This is a genomic window from Acinetobacter sp. 778_lipA (assembly GCF_058242985.1).
Genome location: NZ_JBZAYT010000001.1, coordinates 4,258,063 through 4,279,484, shown reverse-complemented (window position 1 = coordinate 4,279,484; position 21,422 = coordinate 4,258,063). Strand labels below are relative to the sequence as shown.

The following is a 21,422-nucleotide window of genomic DNA, read 5'->3' as shown; positions in this document are numbered from 1 at the left end:
TTTATTCGTATTTTTGCAATATATCTAAAAAAATCGATATTAAAATCGAAAAAATGCGATATATTGGGTGCAAAGATGCTGAATGGAGCTTTGCTCTGAATTGAATGTGTCTAAGATGGATATTGATTTAATTTCTAAAGCATTAGCGAATCCGACTCGCCGACAAATTTTGGAATGGCTCAAGAAGCCACAACAATATTTGTCGGAAGAGCAGTGCGGTGGCTTTGGTCGTGGTGTCTGTGCAGGGAATATCGAGAAGCTCGGTAATGTCTCTCAATCTACGATGTCAAATCATTTGTCTGTTTTGCAACAGTCAGGATTAATTCAGGCCGAAAAGTATGGGCAATGGTCATATTTCTCGCGTAATGAAGCTCTCATTCAGCAATATATTGATTATCTACAAAACTCGCTTTAACGCCTGATCTCAATCAGAAAGCGAGTGATGAGGCAAATATGGCTGAACTTAACTCTCCCCTTGTACTTGGTGATTTACATTTAAAAAATCGTGTCGTGATGGCGCCTTTAACCCGTAGCCGTGCTACTGCTGATCGGGTACCCACAGCAATCATGGCTGAACACTATGCACAGCGTGCCAGTGCGGGTTTAATCATTTCTGAAGCAACAGTGATTTCTGAACAAGCCAATGGCTATTCAAATACACCAGGGCTATTTACCGATGCACAGGTTGAAGGTTGGAAGTCTGTAACCCAAGCAGTTCATGATCAAGGTGGCTTGATTGTGGCGCAGTTATGGCATGTGGGACGTGTCTCACATCCAGATCTACTCGATGGTGAAACGCCTGTATCTGCAAGTGCAATACAACAAGCAGGACAAGTCAGCTTACTACGTCCAAAACGTGAATATGTCGTGCCACGCCCTTTGGAAATCTCCGAAATTCATACCATCACTGAACAGTTTAAACAGGCTGCAATTAAAGCCAAAGCGGCTGGTTTTGATGGCGTTGAATTACATGCAGCCAATGGCTATCTGATTGATCAATTCTTACAAAGCTCAACCAATCATCGTGAAGATGAATATGGTGGTCCTATTGAAAACCGTGCACGTCTTTTACTTGAAGTGATGGATGCTTTAATTGAAGTATGGGGCGCAGGCCGTGTGGGCATACATTTAGCGCCTCGTGGTGATGAGCATGATATGGGTGATGCTGATCCACGTGAAACCTTTGGTTATGTCTTGGAACAATTGGGTAAGCGTAAAATTGCGTTCTTCTTTACACGTGAATATTTAGCCGATGACAGTATCAGTGAATATATGAAACAACGTTCAAACGGTGTGCCATATATTGCCAATATGCGTTTAAGCCGTGAGGATGCCATCAAACTCTTGGCATCAGGTCAAGCAGATGCTGTGTCTTTCGGCAAGGCTTATATTGCCAATCCTGATTTGTATGAACGTTTGATTCAAGATGCACCTTTAAATGAATTGGTGTTCGAAAATATGATTGGTTCACAAACTGCAGAAGGCTATATTGATTATCCTGCTTTAGTATAATATTGAGACTATATGCTCTGTTAGTATGCATGGAATACATTCCACATCGTATATTCAAAGGCTTAGTCTTTGAATATTTGACCACTACAGCGCTGATCCAGTGGATGGCGATATGGATATCGCCATTGGTTAAGGCGTACAACATAGTTCTTAACCAAAAACCGTTTTTCATCCCTGCAAAGCCAAGTTTTGCCAGCGTTATTGCTGGTTGATAGATCAGATTTGCTCTAGCATAAGGTCTAGTACCATGCTGACAACAAATCGTTAAATATTATTCATTAACAACTGAATATGGCTCTGTTATATTTGCCGATTCATCTATATTGAGACATTCTGCTTGGCTACTCCTTTTTGGTATAACACAGCACTTAAAATCGTTAAGCCTTTATATCAATGGCGTATCAAAAAGCGTGCGAAAGATAGCGCAGAATACCAACAAGAATGTGTTGAGAGATTTGGCCCCTTTCAAGATGTAAAGAATCAGCATGCCATTTGGTTTCATTGTGTTTCAGTCGGAGAAACCAATGCTGCTCAGCCTTTAATAGAACATTATTTAAAAGCAGGTCATAGTGTTTTAGTCACCAATACGACAAAAACAGGTCAAGCACGTGCCAAATCGTTATTCTTAAAAGCACCTTATCAAGCATTATTTCAAGCGGTATATTTGCCTGCCGATCAGCGCTATTTAGTTGCTGATTTTTATCAGAAATACCAACCCAAATTGCTGATTTTGGTTGAAACTGAACTATGGCCAAATCTTATTGACCAAGCTCAACAGTTTAAAGTGCCTTGTATTTTAGTGAATGCACGGCTTTCAGAAAAATCTGCCAAAGGCTATGCCAAAGTTCCAAGCCTAACCCGTCCAATGCTACAGAAATTAGATCAGTTATTGGCGCAAGATACTGCTACGCAACAACGATTTATAGATTTAGGTATGCCACAGGATAAAACACAAGTACTTGGAAGTATTAAATTTGATATTTCTGCACCTGAACAATTTATTCATAAAGCACAACAATTGCAGCAGGACTGGAATTTAGCAAATCGAAAAATCATCACCATCGCCAGTACACATGCACCTGAAGAAGAAAAATTATTTCTCGCATTTAAAACCTATTTAGAACAATATCCAGATTGGTTGTTGATTGTTGTTCCTCGCCATCCTGAACGTTTTGATGAGGTTTTTGCTGCTGCACAAAGTTTAAATTTAACCACACAGCGTCGTAGCTTAGAGCAAGCGATCGAGTCGAATACCCAAGTTTATTTGGCAGACAGTATGGGCGAAATGTGGCTGTGGTATGCATTGAGCCAAGCTTGTTTTGTTGGTGGATCGTTAAATGAACCCGGTGGTGGGCATAATATTTTAGAGGCTATGGTTTTAGATGTACCCACCGTAATTGGACCACATTATTTTAATTTTCAAGCGATTGTGGATGAGTTCTTACAGGCAGATGCCTTAAAAGTAGGGAAAACAGTCGATGAGGTGGTTCAGTTATTGGTGCGTTGTTTGGAAGATCAAGCTTTTGCCCAGCAGTTAAGCCAACATGCGATTGATGTTTTAAAGCGTAATAAGGGTTCTTTATACAAACATATTGCAGTGATTGATCAATATTTATAATTTATACATTGCTGATGAATAAACACCATTAGCTAAAAGTAAAACGAACCAGAATTTTATGAATATCGTCCTTCTTGATCCTCATCAAACACAAGCTGAAACTTGGACAATCAGTTCAAAAAGGCAAGTTGAACATTTGCACACACATCTTGCTGCGAAAGTCGGAGATATGCTTAAAGTTGGCGTTCGAGGCGCCAGTCGTTATTTAACTGAAATTGTTGATACCTCGGAACATAGGATTTTAATTCGACCAATTCAAGAACAGCCTGTTCCAGCAAAATTGCCCGTAACTTTAATAGTGGCATTACCACGGCCCAAAGTTTTACGCCGTTTAATCATGGATGCGGTGACACTGGGGGTAGAAAAATTAATTTTAATTCATAGTTATCGGGTTGACAAAAGTTATTGGCAAAGTCCTTTTTTACAGCAAATTGATCATTACATCATCTTGGGATTAGAACAGGCAGGAGACACAATTGCTCCCGAAATTGAACTATATAAACGCTTTAAACCCTTTGTTGAAGATGTCTTACCTAGCTTCATTACGCCACAGAATCCTGCTTATATTGCGCATCCGTATACCGAACAAAAAATGCCATTTGCTATCGATCATTCATGTACTGTGATCATTGGGCCTGAAGGTGGTTTTATACCTTACGAGGTAGATTTACTGATAAAAAACGGCTGCCAAGCAGTGAACTTAGGCAACCGTATTTTGCGTACTGAAACCGCGATCCCTTATGTATTGGGGCGTTTATTTAGCACGAGCTGATTCAATGTCATCCGCTGATGGATCACCGCGGTAAACTTTGACTTCCTGAACAGGATAGGGAATCGAAATATTATTATCCGCAAAGGCTTCAAGTACCCGTTCTTGAATTTCACTGATTGATGCTGCAGTAACCACTTGGGTGGTATCTACCCACCAACGAACGGTTAAATTGACAGAGAAATCCGCCAAAGCAGAAACATTCACAGTAAAGCCCGGCTGGCTTAAAATACGTTGGTCTTTATCAAGCAATTTAAGAATAATATCTTTGGCTTTCTGTACATCATCTTCATAACCAATCCCAACCACAAACTCACAACGACGGCGTTGGTAAGCGGTATTTACCGTCACGGCACTGGTATACACAGTTGCGTTTGGAATCACGATACGTCGTCCATCAGGGGAACGTAAAAAAGTTGCACGAATTTGAATATCTTCAACAGTACCTTCCATATTGTTGACAATGATGTCATCACCAATCTTGAACGGTTCGCCCAAAAGAATCAAAATTCCAGAAAGTAGATTTTGGAAAATATCTTTAAATGCAAAACCAATCGCGACCGAACCAATCCCCAAAGCACTCATCAGTTGAGCAGGAGTAAAGCCTGGAATTGCAATGACCATGGCAATTAAGAAACCAAAAAAGATAATTGCGGTACTGCCGACACGATTCAGTACCAGAACTAAATTTTGGCGCGTATAGGTACGGTTTTCGAGTGTTCTACGGACAAAGAATTTAAAAAGCTTAGACAGCAACCAGAAAATAGTGATGACGATCAGCGCAATACATAAATATGGCATACGCTCCCAAAAACCATCAACAAACTTATCGATGGTTGAGTATGCGTCTTTATATTTTTCAGTATGTTGAATCACTGTTTGTGCAGTTTTTTCGCCTGCAGAATGGATCAATTGAGTCGTGTCTTGCGCAACGGTACTCAATGCATTTGCTTCTTCAGCCACAATCATGTCCAATAAAATAATTGGCATATTTTGCCTGAAATTTCAAAGAAGTTAAGCTTTGATTACAGTTTTTCTTATGACGGACTATTAAAAATAATATTTGTGAATCAATATTCAACCCATGTTAGTGGATCATCAAGGAATGGGGTCTGTAGGCATTTCATAAATGGCTTGCGTTGTAGGTTAAAATTGAGCAGGCAAGGCATGAAACGAAGAGAATAGCGAGACTATTTTCGAGTTTCATAACGTAGGCTGAGATAATTTTAGCCACAACCCTGAGCAAGAACAAAGCACTGCTTTGTTTGCAGCGCAAGGCGCAGCGGGGGACTAGCGTGTTTTTTGCCGCTACGTCGTTACCTTGCGAAACGACGTTTCTCATCATTTAGAATGACTAAATTTCGTATTTCGCGCCTAGTATCGCCTAAAAAACACACGTAGTCGCAAACATAGACGAATTGTCAACAGACCCCAATTATCCTTAAAAATATTTAGTTCCTTTTTCAATGATTGTTGTTGGATTTTCAATTTCTCCAGTCCCCATCATAAATGACACTACGCTTAGAGAGGTCAATAAGCTGATGATAAAGCCTATTATCATGAGCCAAGCCATTAATTTTTCAATAAAAGTCGATGGGCGTGGGTGGCCAAAACGGTTGGCACGATTACAACCACGCGCAAAGAGTAAATACAGTAGAGTCAAGAATTGCACAATTGGAATCAGCAATAACAGAATAAACCAACCAGATTTATTACGATCATGCAGCCTGCGAATAATTACAACTATCATTGCATAAAAATAAAGACAGCTGAGTAAGAGGTAAGTGAACTGTCCTAATCCTGAAATCGAATTTATTGCATGTTGACTGAATTGCAGTGAATTTAAATTCACAATGCCAAAGACTAGACCGAGGGCAAGCAATGCAACAGTAAAAATGAGATGCAAGAATCCAAACCAAGCAATATAACTTAAGCGGTTAAAACGACCTTGAGTTGAAAGAGGATAATCTACCGGTGATACTTGATGCTTTGAAAAAAATGTCGACGATTCTTGTATTTGCATGACGATCGTGTCCAGTTGAATGAGTTCGGTAAGGAAATGTTTTTTTCTGAAAAAAACCATATGCACTTCTGAATACAAATTATAAGATCAAAAAAACTCCATAGATATTGAAAATTCGAATATTTTGGCAAATGACTTAAGATTTTCCGATGGTTAAAGTGACCCCCGTGTCTACGACCAAAGCACAATTGTTAACCGAAATGCGCTATCGTAATACTGAAGACATGCAGCAAATAAAATCAAGAAAGTAGGCATACATCTCGTGATGAGGTGATACATCAAGGAAGCAGAATATGAATGAAATCTATCCAGTTCCAGAACAATTTGTAAAAACAGCAAGGACCAATGAACAAGAATACTTTGATCGTTATCAACAGTCAGTAGACCATCCAGATGAGTTTTGGGCAGAAGCTGCAAAGAAGTTAGACTGGATTAAGCCTTTCACCCAAGTAAAAAATACCAGCTACGACAAAGATAATTTTAAAATTGAATGGTTTGCAGATGGGCAACTGAATGTCAGTGCCAACTGTTTAGATCGTCATTTAAAAGAACACCCACTGAAACCAGCAATTATTTGGGAGGGGGATCATCCATCTCGCCATAAAATCATTTCTTTTGAAGAGCTACATGATGAAGTGTGTCGTTTTGCCAATGTCTTAAAGAAAAATGGAATCGGGAAAGGTGATCGAGTCATTTTGTATATGCCGATGATCCCTGAAGCGGCGATCGCCATGTTGGCCTGTACTCGAATAGGGGCAGTGCATTGTGTGGTATTTGGTGGGTTCTCTCCAGACTCATTGGCAAGTCGAATAGATGACAGTCAAGCTAAATTGGTGATTACAGCCGACCAAGGTATGCGTGGTGGTAAAACGATTCCTTTAAAAGAGAATGTAGATGCAGCATTGGCGTTGGATGGAACCACTTCCGTTGAAAAAATGATTGTGGTGCATCGAACAGGTCATCCAATAACAATGCAGGAGGGGCGTGACCTGTGGTATCACATGGAAATTATGACGGTCACAGATATCTGTCCGCCAGAACCGATGGATGCCGAAGATCCTTTATTTATTTTATATACGTCTGGATCAACAGGAAAGCCTAAAGGGGTGTTACATACTACGGGTGGTTATTTAACTTATGTAAATTCAACTTTCCGTGAAGTTTTTGATATTAAACAAGATGATGTGTTCTGGTGTACCGCAGATGTGGGTTGGATTACGGGGCATTCTTATGTGCTTTATGGACCATTATCCAATGGTACAACCACCGTCATGTCCGAAGGTATCCCACAATATCCAACATGGGCACGTACAGGTCATATTGTAGATAAGCATAACATTACCATTCTCTATACTGCACCAACAGCGATCCGCGCCATGATGCGTGAGGGTGATGCTTTTGTGCGTGAAAGTGACCGTAGCAGTTTGCGTCTATTGGGTACCGTGGGTGAGCCGATTAATCCAGAAGCATGGAATTGGTACTATACCGTTGTGGGTGAAAGCCGTTGTCCAATTGTGGATACATGGTGGCAAACTGAAACAGGTGGTATTTTAATTTCCCCACTACCTGGTGCAACTCCACTTAAACCAGGTTCGGCAACTCGTCCGTTATTTGGTGTACAACCTGCATTGGTTGATGCTGAGGGTCAAGAACTCGAAGGTGAAGCAGAAGGCAATTTGATTATTAAGAATTCTTGGCCGGGGCAAATGCGGACCATTTGGGGTGATCCTGAGCGATTTATTGAAGCGTATTTCTCAACTTATCCTGGAAGTTATTTTACTGGTGACGGTGCGCGTCGTGATAAAGATGGTTATTACTGGATTACGGGTCGTGTAGATGATGTTCTGAATGTTTCAGGTCACCGGTTGGGCACTGCTGAAATTGAAAGTGCATTGGTTGCGCATGCAAAAGTTGCTGAATCAGCAGTTGTTGGTATGCCACATGAGATTAAAGGGCAAGGGATAGCGGCCTATGTGACCTTGCAGGCGGGTGAAGCTGAAACTGAAGAATTACGTAAAGAATTGGTCAGTTGGGTACGTAAAGTGCTGGGACCTGTGGCAACACCTGATGCAATTTATTGGGCACCTGCTTTGCCAAAAACCCGTTCTGGAAAAATCATGCGACGCATTTTAAGAAAAATTGCTGCCAATGAGCTAGATAGTTTAGGCGATACTTCTACTTTGGCTGATCCAGGTGTGGTAGATCAGTTAATTACGGAGGTTAAGGCCAATTCTTAATGTTTGAAGTCTCTTGATTTTGCTAGCCAAAAGTTGAATACCGTTAGAGAAATTCTAGCGGTATTTTTTGTTATTGATTTTCAACCCACAGAATAAGTAATGCAGGCATTGAGATAAGGAAATCTTACTTGATTTGATAAGCTCAAGGCACTGGGAATAAGAGTAAATATGATGAATGCACCTCAACAGGCGTTAAACCTTTCTGCTTTAACAACGGCAAAGCAATTGGCAGAACAATTTGCGCAGACTGCTGCTGAGCGTGATAAAGCAGGTGGTAATCCGAAGCTGGAACGGGATTTGATTCGTCAAAGTGGTTTATTGGGACTGTCTATTCCACAACAATATGGCGGGCAAGGAGCAAACTGGAAAACAATTTTCCAGACCATTCAAAGTATTGCACAAGTCGATAGTTCCTTAGCACATGTATATGGCTTTCATCATTTACTAATCGCCACTGTGCAGTTATTTGCTCAGCCTGAACAATATTCGTCATGGTTTGAACACACCGCCCGCAATAACTTGTTTTGGGGTAATACTTTAAACCCTTTAGATCAGCGCACGAAGGTACAACAACTCACTGAGAACGACTTTATTTTTCATGGTGATAAAAGCTTTTGCTCAGGATCAATAGATTCAGACATACTGCTTTGTTCGGGCTTTAATGATGCTGGAAAATTACTGATAGCTGTGATCCCAACATGTCGAGAAGGGGTAAGTTTTTTAGGTGATTGGAATAATATGGGGCAGCGTCAAACAGATAGCGGTACCAGTCATTTTGAACAGGTCAAAATTCACAAAGATGAGTTACTGTTAAATCCAGGACCATTAAGTACACCTTACTCCAGTTTACGACCTTTGATTGCACAATTGATTTTTGTGCATCTGTTTTTAGGCGTTGCTGAAGGTGCCTTTGACCTTGCGCGACAAACAATAAAAAGTCAGAAAGCATGGTCAACGTCTTTGGCTGAAAATGCGGTGAATGATCCGTTTAACCAGAAGCATTTTGCTGAGTTTTATGTACAGCTTGAAAGTGTACGTTTACTTGCCGATAAAGCCATTGCAGCATTGCAAACGGCTTGGAATATTGGTGAGCAATTAACAGCAGAACAACGTGGTGAAGTCTCAATTGCCATTGCGACTGCAAAAATTGCTGCAACCAATAGCTCACTGTTTATAACGCAGAATATTTTTCAAGTGATGGGTGCCAGAGCGACAACAGCCAAATTGAATTTAGATCGTTTTTGGCGAAATGTCCGTACTCAGACTTTGCATGATCCGATTGATTATAAGTATCAGGAAGTAGGGGAATGGGTATTGACTGGAAAAGTGCCCGATCCAAGTTTTTACGCTTGAACCTAAGCCGACCGATGACATTTTATAGAAGTTCATTCTTAGCGCTTTAGCGTTGGTATTGCCTTATCTTAGATTGAAAAATCTGTGTTGGATAAGGGGTAGGTTATACCCCTACCAACAGCGACAATTATGTTGCCATGCAATAGATACAGTATGAATGATTTAACAATGTACAAAGCAAAAGCCTAGCCAGATCTGACATGTTTCAGCATCAAGGATTGGATTTTTGCTTTAAGCTATTGAGCACTTCATACGCTGCCTTAATTCGCTCAGCATTGGGGATTTTTTTGTTCATCAACATCACCAAGCCAAAGTTCTCTTGTGGAATATAAATCACATATGTCCCAAAACCATTGGTGGAGCCAGTTTTATGAAAGACTCTTGAACCAGTCTTCACGAGGGTTTTTTCAACAGGGTTGGATTGCATCACAACCCGATCAGAGTTGCTTTCTAATAGTGTGTTTAATGTTGCTGGGTAGCTGAACGATTCCCAGCCAAGGGCTTGGGTCATACCACCCATTTTAAAGTAACCAGTATGTGTCGCTAGAATTGCGGGTTTAATCGCTGCTTTGGCTTGATCTGGATTTAAGTTTAAATTTAAAAAATGTAGCATGTCCGGTAGGCTAGATTTTACACCATAGGCCTGCGCATCAAAAGCGCCAGCAGTGACCCGAAGCGGGTGATTATTTTGATCATAACCAAAGGCATAGTTGCCTTGTTGTGCTTTAGGAACTTGAACATAAGTATGTTGGAGTTCTAGTTTGGGGAAGATCACTTGTTCTAATAAAGCGCTAAAAGGCATGTTCATGGCTTTAGCGGTCGCTTCACCGAATAAGCCTATGCTTGGATTAGAATATTGTCGAAATTGACCAATCGGGTTTTTGACTTTCCAATCTTGAAAATATTTAAGTGTTTGCGCATCTGTTTTTATTTGATCAGGAAATTGCAATGGAAGATTACCACTGGTATAGGTGGCCAATTCTAAGAGTGTGACTTGATTAATGTCTGAGTTTTTTAATGTGGGTATATATTTACCGGGATGGTCTTGAAGAGAAATTTTGCCTAAATTTTGTGCATAAGTACCTGCTGTTACAGTAAAAATCTTACTGACTGAACCTAGTTCAAAAAGAGTATTTTTATTTACGGCTTTTGCATTCGCAAGTGATTGTACGCCGTAGTATTTTTCATAACTTTTTCCGTTATACAAAATACCTATTGCCATACCGGGCACTGCATAAGTTTTCATTAATGGCTGAAATGCAGTATTCATCGCAGTTTCAACCTTTATAGACGTTGCAGGTATCTCGTTGGCGTTTACATAGGTCGTCAAGCTCATGCTGCCGATGAGGACGCAAAATATCGTTTTTGTTTTATTTAAAACTACCATACCCACTTTTTCCATCTATGCTACAAAAAGGGCGTATTTTAAGGTTGAAAGAAATTTTTTCCAAGATTGCGGTTGTTGAGTATATGTATAGAACAAATACACTCGATGATTCAATAAAACAAAAAGCAAAAGTTTGCTAATTTATATAAGGATAATTGTACTGATTTATACGATTCTATTTTTTATAAATACTTTTTATTTATTCTAAAAAAAAAATCCCTCAAGCCGAGTCAAGAGGGAAAGCTGCAAAGCTGTTTTAGTTATTTATTGTTGTTTTCACAGCACCATCGATGAAGAGATAAACCTTAAGCTGATTTTGCAGTAATTTGATCTTTTTGTGCTTCTTCAATTTGACGAACCAAAGGCAAGACCTTTTCACCGAAATATTCAACTTCCTCAATGAAATGTAAAAAGCCAGATAACACTAAATCTACACCTACATTTTTGAGTGCAACAATACGTTCTGCAATCTGTTGCGGTGTGCCAATCAGATTAGTTTTAAAGCCATCGTTATATTGCACCAAGTCTTCAAATGTTGATTTTGCCCAGTTACCTTCACCTTCTTTAGATGCCGCGCCCGCTTCACGGGTTGCATCGCCAAAGGCATTGACCGCTTCAACATTGGCTTGGTCAATAATCTCTTGTAGCACTGCTTTAGCTTCTTCTTCAGTGTCACGAGCAATGATAAACGCATTGACCCCAATTTTGACTGAGTGATTATTTAGCTTGGCTTTTTCACGAATATCATCGATTTGTTTTTTGAGTTCCTCAGGTGTATTGCCATTGGTAAAGTACCAATCCGAAACACGCGAAGCCATGTCACGTGCAGCACGTGAACTTCCACCTTGGAATACTTCAATATGGGGTTTCTGCAAAGGTTTTGGTTTTAAAGTGTAGTCTTTAAACTGATAATATTTACCATCAAAACTATAGTTATCTGTTGTCCAAATACCTTTTAACGTACGAATAAATTCTTCTGAACGAACATAGCGTTCATCATGTTCCGGCCATGGCTCACCAATGGCATCAAACTCGCCACGGAACCAGCCACTTACTACATTAATCGCAATACGTCCATTGGTCAGATAATCAATGGTCGCCAACTGTTTTGCGGCTAAAACCGGTTTCCAAGGTCCTGGAAGAATTGCTGCAATTACTTTTAATTTTTCAGTTTTGGCTAAAAGTGCATGACTAAAACTCACAGATTCATGTTGATTTTCAGCGCCATACCCTGCGGTAAAACGAATTTGGGTGAGGGCATATTCAAAACCACTTTTTTCGGCAGCTTGTGCCAAACGTACATTGTAGTCATAGCTCCAGTCTGTACGTTGTTCAATATTACTGACCACTAAGCCGCCACTGACATTGGGAACCCAATAGGCAAATCGAATTGCTTGACCATTATTCGATGAAAACTGTGACATATCATAACCCTCAATTTTTTATGATTTATTCATAACAAGGTTACGTTTAAGCAACCTGTGATTGTGGTGTTTTGGATTTTGCATGTAGACGAGACTCTGCAGCATCCAAGTCTGGTATCGCCGCGGAAGGAAGCACATCATCTTGCTCAATCTGTTTGTTGATGCCTAAATTTTGATTGGCTTGTTCTGTTTTGGCTTTCACCACTTCTGCTCGCTGACCTTTTGCAGGCGCCCATTCTAAAATTGGCAATGCACGTGCGACAGCTAAAGTAATACGGTCTTGGATGTGTTCACTTTTAATGGTGTACTCAGGCGTAAAGTCACGATCTGTTGCATAGACACCAATAGGCAGAGTTTGCGCTTGAAAGAAGCTAAATAATGGACGTAACTGATGCTCTAGAACTAAAGCATGACGGTCACTACCACCCGATGCAGCAAGCAATACAGGAACATCGACTAACGCTGTTTGTTCAACAAAATCAAAGAAATGTTTAAATAAACCAGTAAATGATGCACGATAAACAGGAGTTCCCACGATGAGCGCATCTGCTGCTTCTACGGCAGCTAAGTCATCTTGAACACGTTGTGGCAGTTGGTTGCGATAAATTGCGCCCCCTAATAAATGGCCTATTTCACTGAATTTAATAAAATGAACATGAATCGGTGTTGCCTGACCAAGCTCATCTAAAATCGCTTGCACTAAACTTTCGGTTTTTGAAGGGTTATTTAATCCCCCTGAAACAGCAACAATATTTAATGGTTTTTGTTGAGTATAAATAGACATGTTGGCAACCTAATAAATTGAATCTCGGAATGCCATTCATTAATCTATATTTGACGAAGCGCTGTAAAATAATGAAAAACAGATTGGTTATCTGTTTTTAAGATAAACCAGAAAGCCTTTGAATAATGCACGATTTCGTCTTTTAAGTATTTGAAGTTAAATAATATTCTTAAAATGAATAAGTAATTCATTTTTAACTGTTTATTTTATATTTAAAAGTGATATTTAAATCTTAATTTCGATAAATGACCTAAAGATTGTAGGGAATTTTAATTAAAGCCGACAAATTATTCAAAAATTCGTTAATATTTACGTATCCTAAATAGCAATAGTGCGGTTAGAATGAAATAACTGCGCTAGAGATCTCTCGCTTCGCTTATGAATATTTTAATCGTTGATGATCATCCACTGTTTCGCCATGCGTTAATTCAGGCGGTTCGTTATAGTTTGCCACAGGCTCAAATTAGTGAAACTGCGGCTGTTAATGAATTTTATGAGCGTTTGGAAAATGGTCCAGAACCAGATCTCGTCTTGTTGGATTTAAATCTGCCAGGCGCATCGGGTTTCTCTGCATTGGTACATGTTCGTGCACAGTATCCTGCACTTCCTATTATTGTGGTTTCTGCTCACGAAGATGCGTCCATTATTCAACGTGCAATTGCACATGGCGCAATGGGCTATATTCCTAAATCTGCACATCCAAGCCATATTGGGGAAGCAATTCGCCAAGTGCTTGATGGTGATATTTGGTTACCACCAAACTTACCCGCAGCGAATATGAATTTTGACCCGCGTGCTGCAGATGAAACAGCTTTAGCTGAACGTATTCAATCGTTAACACCACAACAGTTCCGTGTATTGATGATGGTTGCAGAAGGTTTATTGAATAAGCAAATTGCTTATGAACTTGATGTTTCGGAAGCGACCATTAAAGCGCATGTGACGGCAATTTTCCGTAAATTAGGTGTACAGAACCGTACTCAAGCGGTACTCGCAATCAATGCACTAAATATTGAAGAACGAAAAGTTTAAGATTTTTGCGGGTTAAATTCAACCTCAATATATTGAAAAATTACGAGAAGAGTGTATTAAAAATATGCTCTTTTTTATTTTCTAATTTCTGCATTTTCTAATCTAATTTTATTTTAAATCAAATATTTAAGATTTATATCTTATTTGAATCATCAAGACATAGTCTGTAATAAAACTTTAGCTTTTATCAAGAGTTAAAAATAGGCGTATACTGAACGGACATGAGGAATGATTATGTCTGAAGCACCTGAATCTACAGCTTATATTGAGTATGGCACTCGGCCTTTTATCGCAATTTTACTTTCATTGTTTTTAGCTGGCTTTGCTGTATTTTCATCGTTGTACTGTGTTCAGCCGATGATGCCGTTTTTGGCAAGTTTTTTTCATGTTACGCCAACCCATAGCAGTTTCCCGCTTTCATTTTCCACCATTGCCTTAGCCTTAGGGCTTCTTTTTGCGGGGCTGATTTCAGATCGTTATGGTCGTAAGCAGATCATGGCCATTTCTTTATTTTCCACCGCAAGCTTATTATTGCTGAGTTCGTTTTTACCGTATTGGGAAATATTCCTTGCAACACGTATGATGATTGGCTTGGCTGTTAGTGGTGTTGCTTCTGTAGCAATGACCTATATCGGTGAAGAAATTGCACAAAAAGATGTTGGCTTTGCCATGGGGCTGTATATTTCAGGGACAGCAATAGGGGGAATGGGCGGGCGTTTGATTGCAGGGGTATTGCTGGATTATATCTCTTGGCAAACTGCGACGATGATTATTGGTCTACTTAATTTATTGATCGCGATTACATTTTACATAGCCTTACCTGCCTCTAAACACTTTAAATCTTATCCCATTCAATTCACACGTTTTATCGAATCCTTTAAGAAAAATCTTTCTGACCCAAAGCTGAGACTATTGTTTGTCGAAGGTTTTATTCTGATGGGATGCTTTGTGACCGTGTTTAATTACATGAGCTATCATCTGTTAGAAAAACCTTTTGAATTGTCACAAACTTGGATTGGTTTAATTTCGATAGCCTATTTATCTGGAATTTATAGTTCACCTCGTGCAGCCAGTTGGAGTCGTCAATTTGGACGAGGTAAAGTGCTGATTGTGATGTTCTCAAGCATGATTTTGGGTTTATGGATGATGCTGATTCCATCACTATGGGTGATTTTGATTGGCCTATTGATTTTTACTTTCTCATTTTTTGCCGCCCATTCCACATCAAGCAGTTGGGTATCGGTACAATCCTTACAGTATCGCGCTGTCGGTTCTTCGCTTTATCTATTTTGTTATTATCTTGGTTCAAGTTTCTTGGGCAGCAGTAGTGGTTTAGTCTGGGAAAAATATGGATGGTTTGGCCTAACAGTTACGATGACTTGTGTACTTTGTATCGGGCTCTTGGTGGCTTTAAAACTAAATCAAACACTTCATAAAGATCAGGTAAAAGTATGAGCTGCTGCATCTAAATAGCGTTAAATAAGCTTTTCTATTCAATTTCGCTGCGCTTTTAAACGATCCATCATGATAGGTAAATTTTCCTTTTATAACGGATGACGAATATCTTTAACATCTTAAAAAGCTATCAATAACAGACTAAATAGAAGATAAGAAGAAATGTTTACTTTTTAATCAAACAACATGAGTAAAATTCATGGTAAAATGATCAACTTTCATTTTAGATCTCTCCCGATCGCCAACTGCCAATCGAGAAACTCACCATGTCGACCGCTTATACTGCTCAGACAGCGCCTACTGCGTTGTTTGATTATGACAAATATTGGGCATCGTGCTTTGAACCAGCACCATTTTTGCCAATGTCACGTGAGGAGATGGATCAACTCGGTTGGGATAGTTGTGACTTTATTCTGGTATGTGGTGACGCTTATATCGATCATCCATCGTTCTGTTCAGGAATTATTGGCCGAACGCTTGAAGCACAGGGTTTTCGTGTCGGGATTATTGCACAACCAGATTGGACTTCTGCCGAAGCATTTAAAGTATTAGGCAAACCGAATATTGCATGGGGTGTGACCGCGGGTAATATGGATTCTATGATCAACCGCTATACGGCTGACCGTAAAATCCGTTCTGATGATGCATATTCACCAGATAATCTACCCAATAAACGTCCTGACCGTGCAGCAACTGTATATTGTCAGCGTTGCCGTGAAGCATTTCCTGATGTACCCGTATTATTGGGCGGTATCGAAGCATCATTACGCCGTATTGCACATTATGATTACTGGTCAGACAAAGTTCGTCGTTCAGTGCTGATGGATTCCAAAGCGGATTTATTGATGTATGGCAATGGTGAACGGTCTGTTGTTGAAGTTATGCATCGTCTTGCCAAAGGCGAAAAAATTCATGAAATCACCGATGTTCGTGGTACGGCATTCATCGTCAATAAAATTAATCGTGTTTCTAAAGCCAAGTTTGTTGAAATTGCATCGAATGATGTTGATGCGATTGGTCGTGTTGATCCAATCATCAATCCATATGTAATGACTGAAGATTTAGATGGTTGTGAAATTGAACAAGGCAAAGGAAATTCTTTAACCCAATATCAAAATTTCCAAAAAGAATTGGTGGCAAATCCTGTTGTTCGTGAAGGTGATCAACTGGATGAGAATACCCAGATTGTACGTTTATTGCCGACATCTAAAGCAATTAAACATAAATTACCGCCGCGTGAATTGGCTGTGATTCGTTTGCCTGCTTTTGAAGAAGTGGCAACGGATCCTGTACTTTATGCACATACCAACCGCATCTTGCATCTTGAAACCAATCCGGGGAATGCTCGTGCATTGGTACAAAAGCATGGTGAACGTGATGTATGGTTAAATGCACCACCGATTCCATTGACCACCGAAGAAATGGATTATGTGTTTGACTTGCCTTATGCGCGTCTACCACATCCAGCTTATGGTGAAGCGCGTTTCCCTGCATTTGATATGATCAAATTCTCTGTAAATATCATGCGTGGTTGTTTTGGTGGTTGTACATTCTGTTCGATTACCGAACATGAAGGTCGTATTATTCAAAACCGTTCAGAAGAATCAATTTTACGTGAAGTAGAAAAAATTCGTGATACAGCCCCAGGTTTTACAGGCATCATTTCAGATTTAGGTGGTCCAACTGCAAACATGTATCGCTTGCAGTGTAAAGATCCTGAGATTGAAAAGAACTGTCGTAAACCTTCTTGTGTGTATCCAGGTGTATGTCAAAATTTACATACCGACCATGCACCACTTACTCAACTTTATCGCAAAGCACGTTCATTAAAAGGCATCAAAAAGATTCTGATTGGTTCAGGCTTACGTTATGACCTTGCGGTATTGAACCCTGAATATGTCAAAGAACTGGTTCAACACCATGTTGGCGGTTATTTAAAAATTGCACCAGAACATACCGAGAAAGGTCCATTGTCGAAGATGATGAAACCGGGAATCGGGACCTATGATCGCTTTAAACAGATGTTTGATCGTTTTAGTAAGGAAGCAGGTAAAGAACAGTATTTAATCCCGTACTTTATTGCTGCACATCCGGGAACAACGGATTATGACATGATGAATCTTGCGATCTGGCTTAAGAAAAATGGTTTCCGTGCCGATCAGGTGCAAACCTTTTATCCATCACCAATGGCGACAGCGACCACGATGTATCACACGGGGAAAAACCCGTTGGCCAAAGTGGCTCGTTATACCGAAAGTGTGGATATTGTAAAAGGTGAAAAGCGTCGTCGTTTACACAAAGCCTTCTTGCGTTACCATGATCCAAACAACTGGCCATTACTACGTGATGCATTACGTGAAATGGGCCGGGTAGATTTGATTGGTAACTCTAAGCATCATCTGATTCCAACTTATCAACCGCAAGGAACTGAAGGGCAATACCAATCTGCGCGTAAGAAAAATTCGACTGTTGACGGTGATTCGCAAAAGCGTACTGGGGATAGCCGTAATTCACAGGCGAAAACGCAATCGCGTCCTTCCAATACCAAAAAGCGTCCTGAACGTGGTCAAATATTGACACAACATACAGGTTTACCGCCGCGCGAAACAGGTGATAAAAAACCATTTGCTGGAAATAGCAAAGCAAAGTCTAAGTCAAAAAGTAGAGCTTAGGTGCTGTTTGAAATAGTAATAAGAGAGGATGCCTAAACATCCTTTCTTAAATCAGCAATTGAATAATAAAAATACGCAACTGTGGATAAGTCTTTGTAAACTGTTGAAAACTTTAGTGTACTAAAAACACACAATTCTCGAATATCCTTGTCCTACAATAGTACGCAAGATTCATTAAATTCAGTTGTATTCGCATTCAATACGCGATATATATGAGATGCAATTCAATTCATTTGGTTGAAATACCAAGTGAATAAAACAAATAATAGTTCAATAAATAAGTTAAAAATGTGATTTATTTGATTATTTTGAAAAAGCAAATATGAGAATGCGTCTGGCATATTACAAAATTGAACTGATTAAAAATAGTATCTTTGATACACAAGAACTGGTCGTAGACCAAATTATAATAAAGAATTAGGAAATGAAAAATGGACATGATAATCGTTGCGAGTTTGATATTACTTGCTGTCGTGATTGCCGCTGCTTATAAAGGATTGAAAAATAAGCAACAAGCAGATAGTGCTTTACGAAGAAGAGCAGTATTTAACTCACATGAACAAATTACGTTTACGCGTTTAAAAGAAATTTTACCTGAAGCCAATATCTTGGCTCATGTATCTTTTGATGCCTTGTTAACGACAAAATATTTACATACACGTCGTAAGTATCAGCAAATGTTTGCAGACTTTGTTGTGCTGGACAAAGATTATAAAGTTTTAGCTGTGATTGCTTTAGATGATATCAATGCGATTAAGCGCTCGAATCAAAATACCTATGAAGATGCCTTGTTACAGTCGGCAGGTTATCGTGTGATTCGTTATATGGGGATTCCAGAGTATCAGGATTTGCGAGAAGATTTTTTAACAGAATTTTCAGAAATGAGCCATTCGCAAATGTTGGAGGAACATGTACTGGGGAAGTTTGATCTGTACTCAAATCGCGCATATAGCTAAGCAAAAAATGCATGTTTAAACATGCATTTTTTAGTTCATTCAAAATTTAGTATTGAGCTTATTCTGGTTTGACCGCAACAACCGTCATTTCAACTAAAACATCAGGTCGATAAAGCTTTGCTTCTACACAAGTTCTCGGCAGAGCTTGCATATCTGAACACCATGCATCCCAGATTTCGTTCATTCCTGCATAATCATTTTCGATGTCTTTTAAAAAAATCATCACAGACATAATGTGCTTTTTATCTGTGCCCGCATCTGCAAGAAAACGATCAATGATATCTAAGGTCTGTTGAGTTTGCCCTTTGATATCCAAACTTAAATCCGTAGCCAATTGACCCGCCAAGTGAACTAAATTTCTCGAAATTGCGATTTCAGAAAAGCGTTTTTCTACGTGCAAACGTTGTACAGTCATGATCATTCTCAAAGTTTGTTTATGTTTTAAATTTTACGTCATCATTTACAATCTGCAAATTAACTTTGTTGCTTGTTGGTGAATCTATCTATACGAATGAGGATTTTATACTTAAAAATAATCAAACAGTTATATTCTGGGCAAATAATGAAATTGCCTAAATTTAAAAATTGAATCTGCGCGTCACGTAACTGATTTAAACAAAATGCAATCGAACATTGCAGAGGACAAAGTTGTTGCAACTGCTTAAAGTGTTGCTGCTCCTGTGGTATGGAAATATTCATTGAAATACCTATTATTTAGAATCTATTTTTAAGCCAGTGAATCGCTTTGAGCTATTCACTGTGCCGTTATCAAGCTTGCGGAGGCGTATAGGATTTGAGTTTTTGCTCAGGCTTATTGTTGATTTGATACCAGTCGATATGCCGTGTAATAAACATCACTACAGCAAGTAAAACAAATGAAATGATAGAGCCGATCAGGAAGGTTTTGCCTGAAGATTGCAATAGCATATACATCACGGCATAAAGTGAACTCAGGATGATGCTGAATAGGCCAGCGGCTTTAAAACCTTTCATCACATAGTATAAGTACCAGCTCATGAGCCCGACACAGGCAATTCCAGCAACGAAATAAGCCCATGCAAAGGCATAGTATTCACTGATCGAAAGCAGTAAAACAAAGAACACCACTTGAGCCATCGCCACCAAAGAATATTGAATGGGGTGAATCCGTAAGCTTTTAAGCACTTCGAAGAGAAAGAAACAAGCAAAGGTGATGATGATAATCACGATACCGTATTTAATCGCACGATCTGTTTGTGTATAGACATTGACTGATTCTAGGAATTCTGTTGATAAACCAATACTTTGACTAGGTTCTCCCATATAAGCCGGTTCTTGGCCAAAATAGCCATTACTAAACTGGCGAATACACTCATTGTTGTCGCAATCAATCAATTTACTGATGTTTTGATGACCTAGAGCAATATTTTTCCATTGTGCGGTGAATTGTTGCGGTGTACTGGTTTTTGCAAAAGGTAAGTTTTGTCCTGAATATTTGGTATCCGCCCAATTGCCTTTGGCCTGATAAGTGACACTACGACTGGTTGGGATCAGGGTGAATTTTCCCAGACCCGTAATATTGGCGGTTAAATCAAAAGTGAAACCATTTTGAATGGCATTGATTAATTCAGGATATTTTTTTGCAGAAACATACATAAAGTCAAAACCAGAACTGTTACTGCCTTGAGCACTCATTTCAAAAGCATAACTTTTATTGAGCATGTTTAAGTTCGGTTGGGTATCTAAGCCGCGAGGATCATGTACAGGGAAGATAATTTCAGCTCGTTCCCATTGGTAATCTTTCTTTTCAAGTGTTGGTTTTTGGAATACGCCTTTGGCCATGAGATTTGCGGTGTAGCTAATTGCTCGATAGATGGTGCGTTTATAAGTGTTGTCAGAAACATTAAAGTTGGATGACCATTGCGTGCTGTCAGCACTGATATATAGCCATTGTTCCTCAGTACACAAATAGGCCACCTTCTTTTCATCGAGGCAGTTTTTTTGCTCATTGTAGGGCACACGGATATACGGTGAAATCACGGTTTGAGGGCTAATATTGTTTTGTGCAATTTCTTTCAGAAATGCCCGTTGATAATCTTGTCGTTCTGAGACCAGACTGGTAATAAAGAGTAAGCCTATCCCAAATAAGGCAACTAAAATTGCGATTGCAATAATTTTGAATGTAATAAAGTTGGATCGCATCACTGTTTTCCTTCGCCGT

General features: G+C 39.4%; 19 protein-coding genes. 11 read left to right on the top strand and 8 right to left on the bottom strand.

All coding sequences use genetic code 11. The features are described 5' to 3' along the window. The first annotated feature begins 115 nt into the window (after positions 1 to 115). The 5 genes from AC4CUY_RS20260 (at position 116) to AC4CUY_RS20240 (ending at position 3,902) form a co-directional block, all read left to right on the top strand. Positions 116 to 415, top strand: coding sequence for an ArsR/SmtB family transcription factor (locus AC4CUY_RS20260; RefSeq protein ID WP_034614967.1), 300 nt, complete (start codon positions 116 to 118; stop codon positions 413 to 415). 38 nt (positions 416 to 453) lie between these two features. Then, positions 454 to 1,512: an alkene reductase gene (locus tag AC4CUY_RS20255; protein ID WP_490774619.1), complete on the top strand. Its 1,059-nt coding sequence runs from the start codon at positions 454 to 456 to the stop codon at positions 1,510 to 1,512. Positions 1,513 to 1,541: 29 nt separating this feature from the next. Beyond that, positions 1,542 to 1,724 (top strand): hypothetical protein, encoded by a 183-nt coding sequence (locus tag AC4CUY_RS20250; RefSeq protein ID WP_336953787.1) that lies wholly within the window; start codon positions 1,542 to 1,544, stop codon positions 1,722 to 1,724. A gap of 125 nt (positions 1,725 to 1,849) precedes the next feature. Continuing rightward, positions 1,850 to 3,130, top strand: a complete 1,281-nt coding sequence (locus tag AC4CUY_RS20245) for a 3-deoxy-D-manno-octulosonic acid transferase (protein ID WP_490774618.1) — start codon at positions 1,850 to 1,852, stop codon at positions 3,128 to 3,130. Positions 3,131 to 3,188: 58 nt separating this feature from the next. Continuing rightward, positions 3,189 to 3,902: a 16S rRNA (uracil(1498)-N(3))-methyltransferase gene (locus AC4CUY_RS20240; RefSeq protein ID WP_490774617.1), complete on the top strand. Its 714-nt coding sequence runs from the start codon at positions 3,189 to 3,191 to the stop codon at positions 3,900 to 3,902. Here the strand turns inward: AC4CUY_RS20240 and AC4CUY_RS20235 are convergent. Together AC4CUY_RS20235 and AC4CUY_RS20230 are read right to left on the bottom strand one after the other, a co-directional pair. Next, positions 3,885 to 4,868, bottom strand: coding sequence for a mechanosensitive ion channel family protein (locus AC4CUY_RS20235; protein WP_373868811.1), 984 nt, complete (start codon positions 4,866 to 4,868; stop codon positions 3,885 to 3,887). The genes AC4CUY_RS20240 and AC4CUY_RS20235 overlap by 18 nt on opposite strands. 472 nt (positions 4,869 to 5,340) lie before the next feature. Beyond that, on the bottom strand, positions 5,341 to 5,922 hold the full coding sequence (locus AC4CUY_RS20230) for a DUF805 domain-containing protein (protein ID WP_336953784.1): 582 nt from the start codon (positions 5,920 to 5,922) through the stop codon (positions 5,341 to 5,343). A 293-nt stretch (positions 5,923 to 6,215) separates the two neighbouring features. Here AC4CUY_RS20230 and acs point away from each other — a divergent pair, with 293 nt between their 5' ends. Both acs and AC4CUY_RS20220 read left to right on the top strand, forming a co-directional pair. Further along, a complete protein-coding gene (acs, locus tag AC4CUY_RS20225) occupies positions 6,216 to 8,159 on the top strand; it encodes an acetate--CoA ligase (protein WP_336953783.1) in 1,944 nt (647 codons plus the stop codon). A 168-nt stretch (positions 8,160 to 8,327) separates the two neighbouring features. Further along, positions 8,328 to 9,512, top strand: coding sequence for an acyl-CoA dehydrogenase family protein (locus AC4CUY_RS20220; protein WP_336953782.1), 1,185 nt, complete (start codon positions 8,328 to 8,330; stop codon positions 9,510 to 9,512). A 211-nt stretch (positions 9,513 to 9,723) separates the two neighbouring features. On the opposite strand, the gene ampC is transcribed toward AC4CUY_RS20220, so the two are convergent. The 3 genes from ampC to msuE form a co-directional block, all read right to left on the bottom strand. Beyond that, the gene (gene ampC / locus AC4CUY_RS20215; RefSeq protein ID WP_419328338.1) at positions 9,724 to 10,848 is read right to left on the bottom strand and encodes a class C beta-lactamase; all 1,125 of its coding nucleotides are present in this window, start codon (positions 10,846 to 10,848) and stop codon (positions 9,724 to 9,726) included. A gap of 356 nt (positions 10,849 to 11,204) precedes the next feature. Continuing rightward, complete coding sequence (gene sfnG / locus AC4CUY_RS20210; protein WP_004723462.1) at positions 11,205 to 12,323, bottom strand: dimethylsulfone monooxygenase SfnG; 1,119 nt, start codon at positions 12,321 to 12,323, stop codon at positions 11,205 to 11,207. A 46-nt stretch (positions 12,324 to 12,369) separates the two neighbouring features. Then, positions 12,370 to 13,107: an FMN reductase gene (msuE, locus tag AC4CUY_RS20205; protein ID WP_004723461.1), complete on the bottom strand. Its 738-nt coding sequence runs from the start codon at positions 13,105 to 13,107 to the stop codon at positions 12,370 to 12,372. Between the two features lie 378 nt (positions 13,108 to 13,485). Here msuE and AC4CUY_RS20200 point away from each other — a divergent pair, with 378 nt between their 5' ends. From AC4CUY_RS20200 to AC4CUY_RS20185, 4 genes are all read left to right on the top strand, one after another. Continuing rightward, complete coding sequence (locus AC4CUY_RS20200; RefSeq protein WP_004823671.1) at positions 13,486 to 14,139, top strand: response regulator; 654 nt, start codon at positions 13,486 to 13,488, stop codon at positions 14,137 to 14,139. A 234-nt stretch (positions 14,140 to 14,373) separates the two neighbouring features. Next, positions 14,374 to 15,594: an MFS transporter gene (locus AC4CUY_RS20195; protein ID WP_423853385.1), complete on the top strand. Its 1,221-nt coding sequence runs from the start codon at positions 14,374 to 14,376 to the stop codon at positions 15,592 to 15,594. 266 nt (positions 15,595 to 15,860) lie between these two features. Beyond that, a complete protein-coding gene (locus AC4CUY_RS20190) occupies positions 15,861 to 18,266 on the top strand; it encodes a YgiQ family radical SAM protein (RefSeq protein ID WP_166782828.1) in 2,406 nt (801 codons plus the stop codon). Positions 18,267 to 18,697: 431 nt separating this feature from the next. Next, entirely contained in the window at positions 18,698 to 19,222 is a 525-nt protein-coding gene (locus tag AC4CUY_RS20185) for a DUF2726 domain-containing protein (RefSeq protein ID WP_004723457.1), read from the top strand. Between the two features lie 58 nt (positions 19,223 to 19,280). On the opposite strand, the gene AC4CUY_RS20180 is transcribed toward AC4CUY_RS20185, so the two are convergent. The 3 genes from AC4CUY_RS20180 to creD form a co-directional block, all read right to left on the bottom strand. Next, entirely contained in the window at positions 19,281 to 19,637 is a 357-nt protein-coding gene (locus tag AC4CUY_RS20180; RefSeq protein ID WP_490774616.1) for a RidA family protein, read from the bottom strand. A 59-nt stretch (positions 19,638 to 19,696) separates the two neighbouring features. Then, the gene (locus AC4CUY_RS20175) at positions 19,697 to 19,921 is read right to left on the bottom strand and encodes a hypothetical protein (RefSeq protein WP_004723455.1); all 225 of its coding nucleotides are present in this window, start codon (positions 19,919 to 19,921) and stop codon (positions 19,697 to 19,699) included. Between the two features lie 69 nt (positions 19,922 to 19,990). Beyond that, a complete protein-coding gene (creD, locus tag AC4CUY_RS20170) occupies positions 19,991 to 21,403 on the bottom strand; it encodes a cell envelope integrity protein CreD (RefSeq protein WP_056518326.1) in 1,413 nt (470 codons plus the stop codon). Between the last annotated feature and the right edge of the window lie 19 nt (positions 21,404 to 21,422).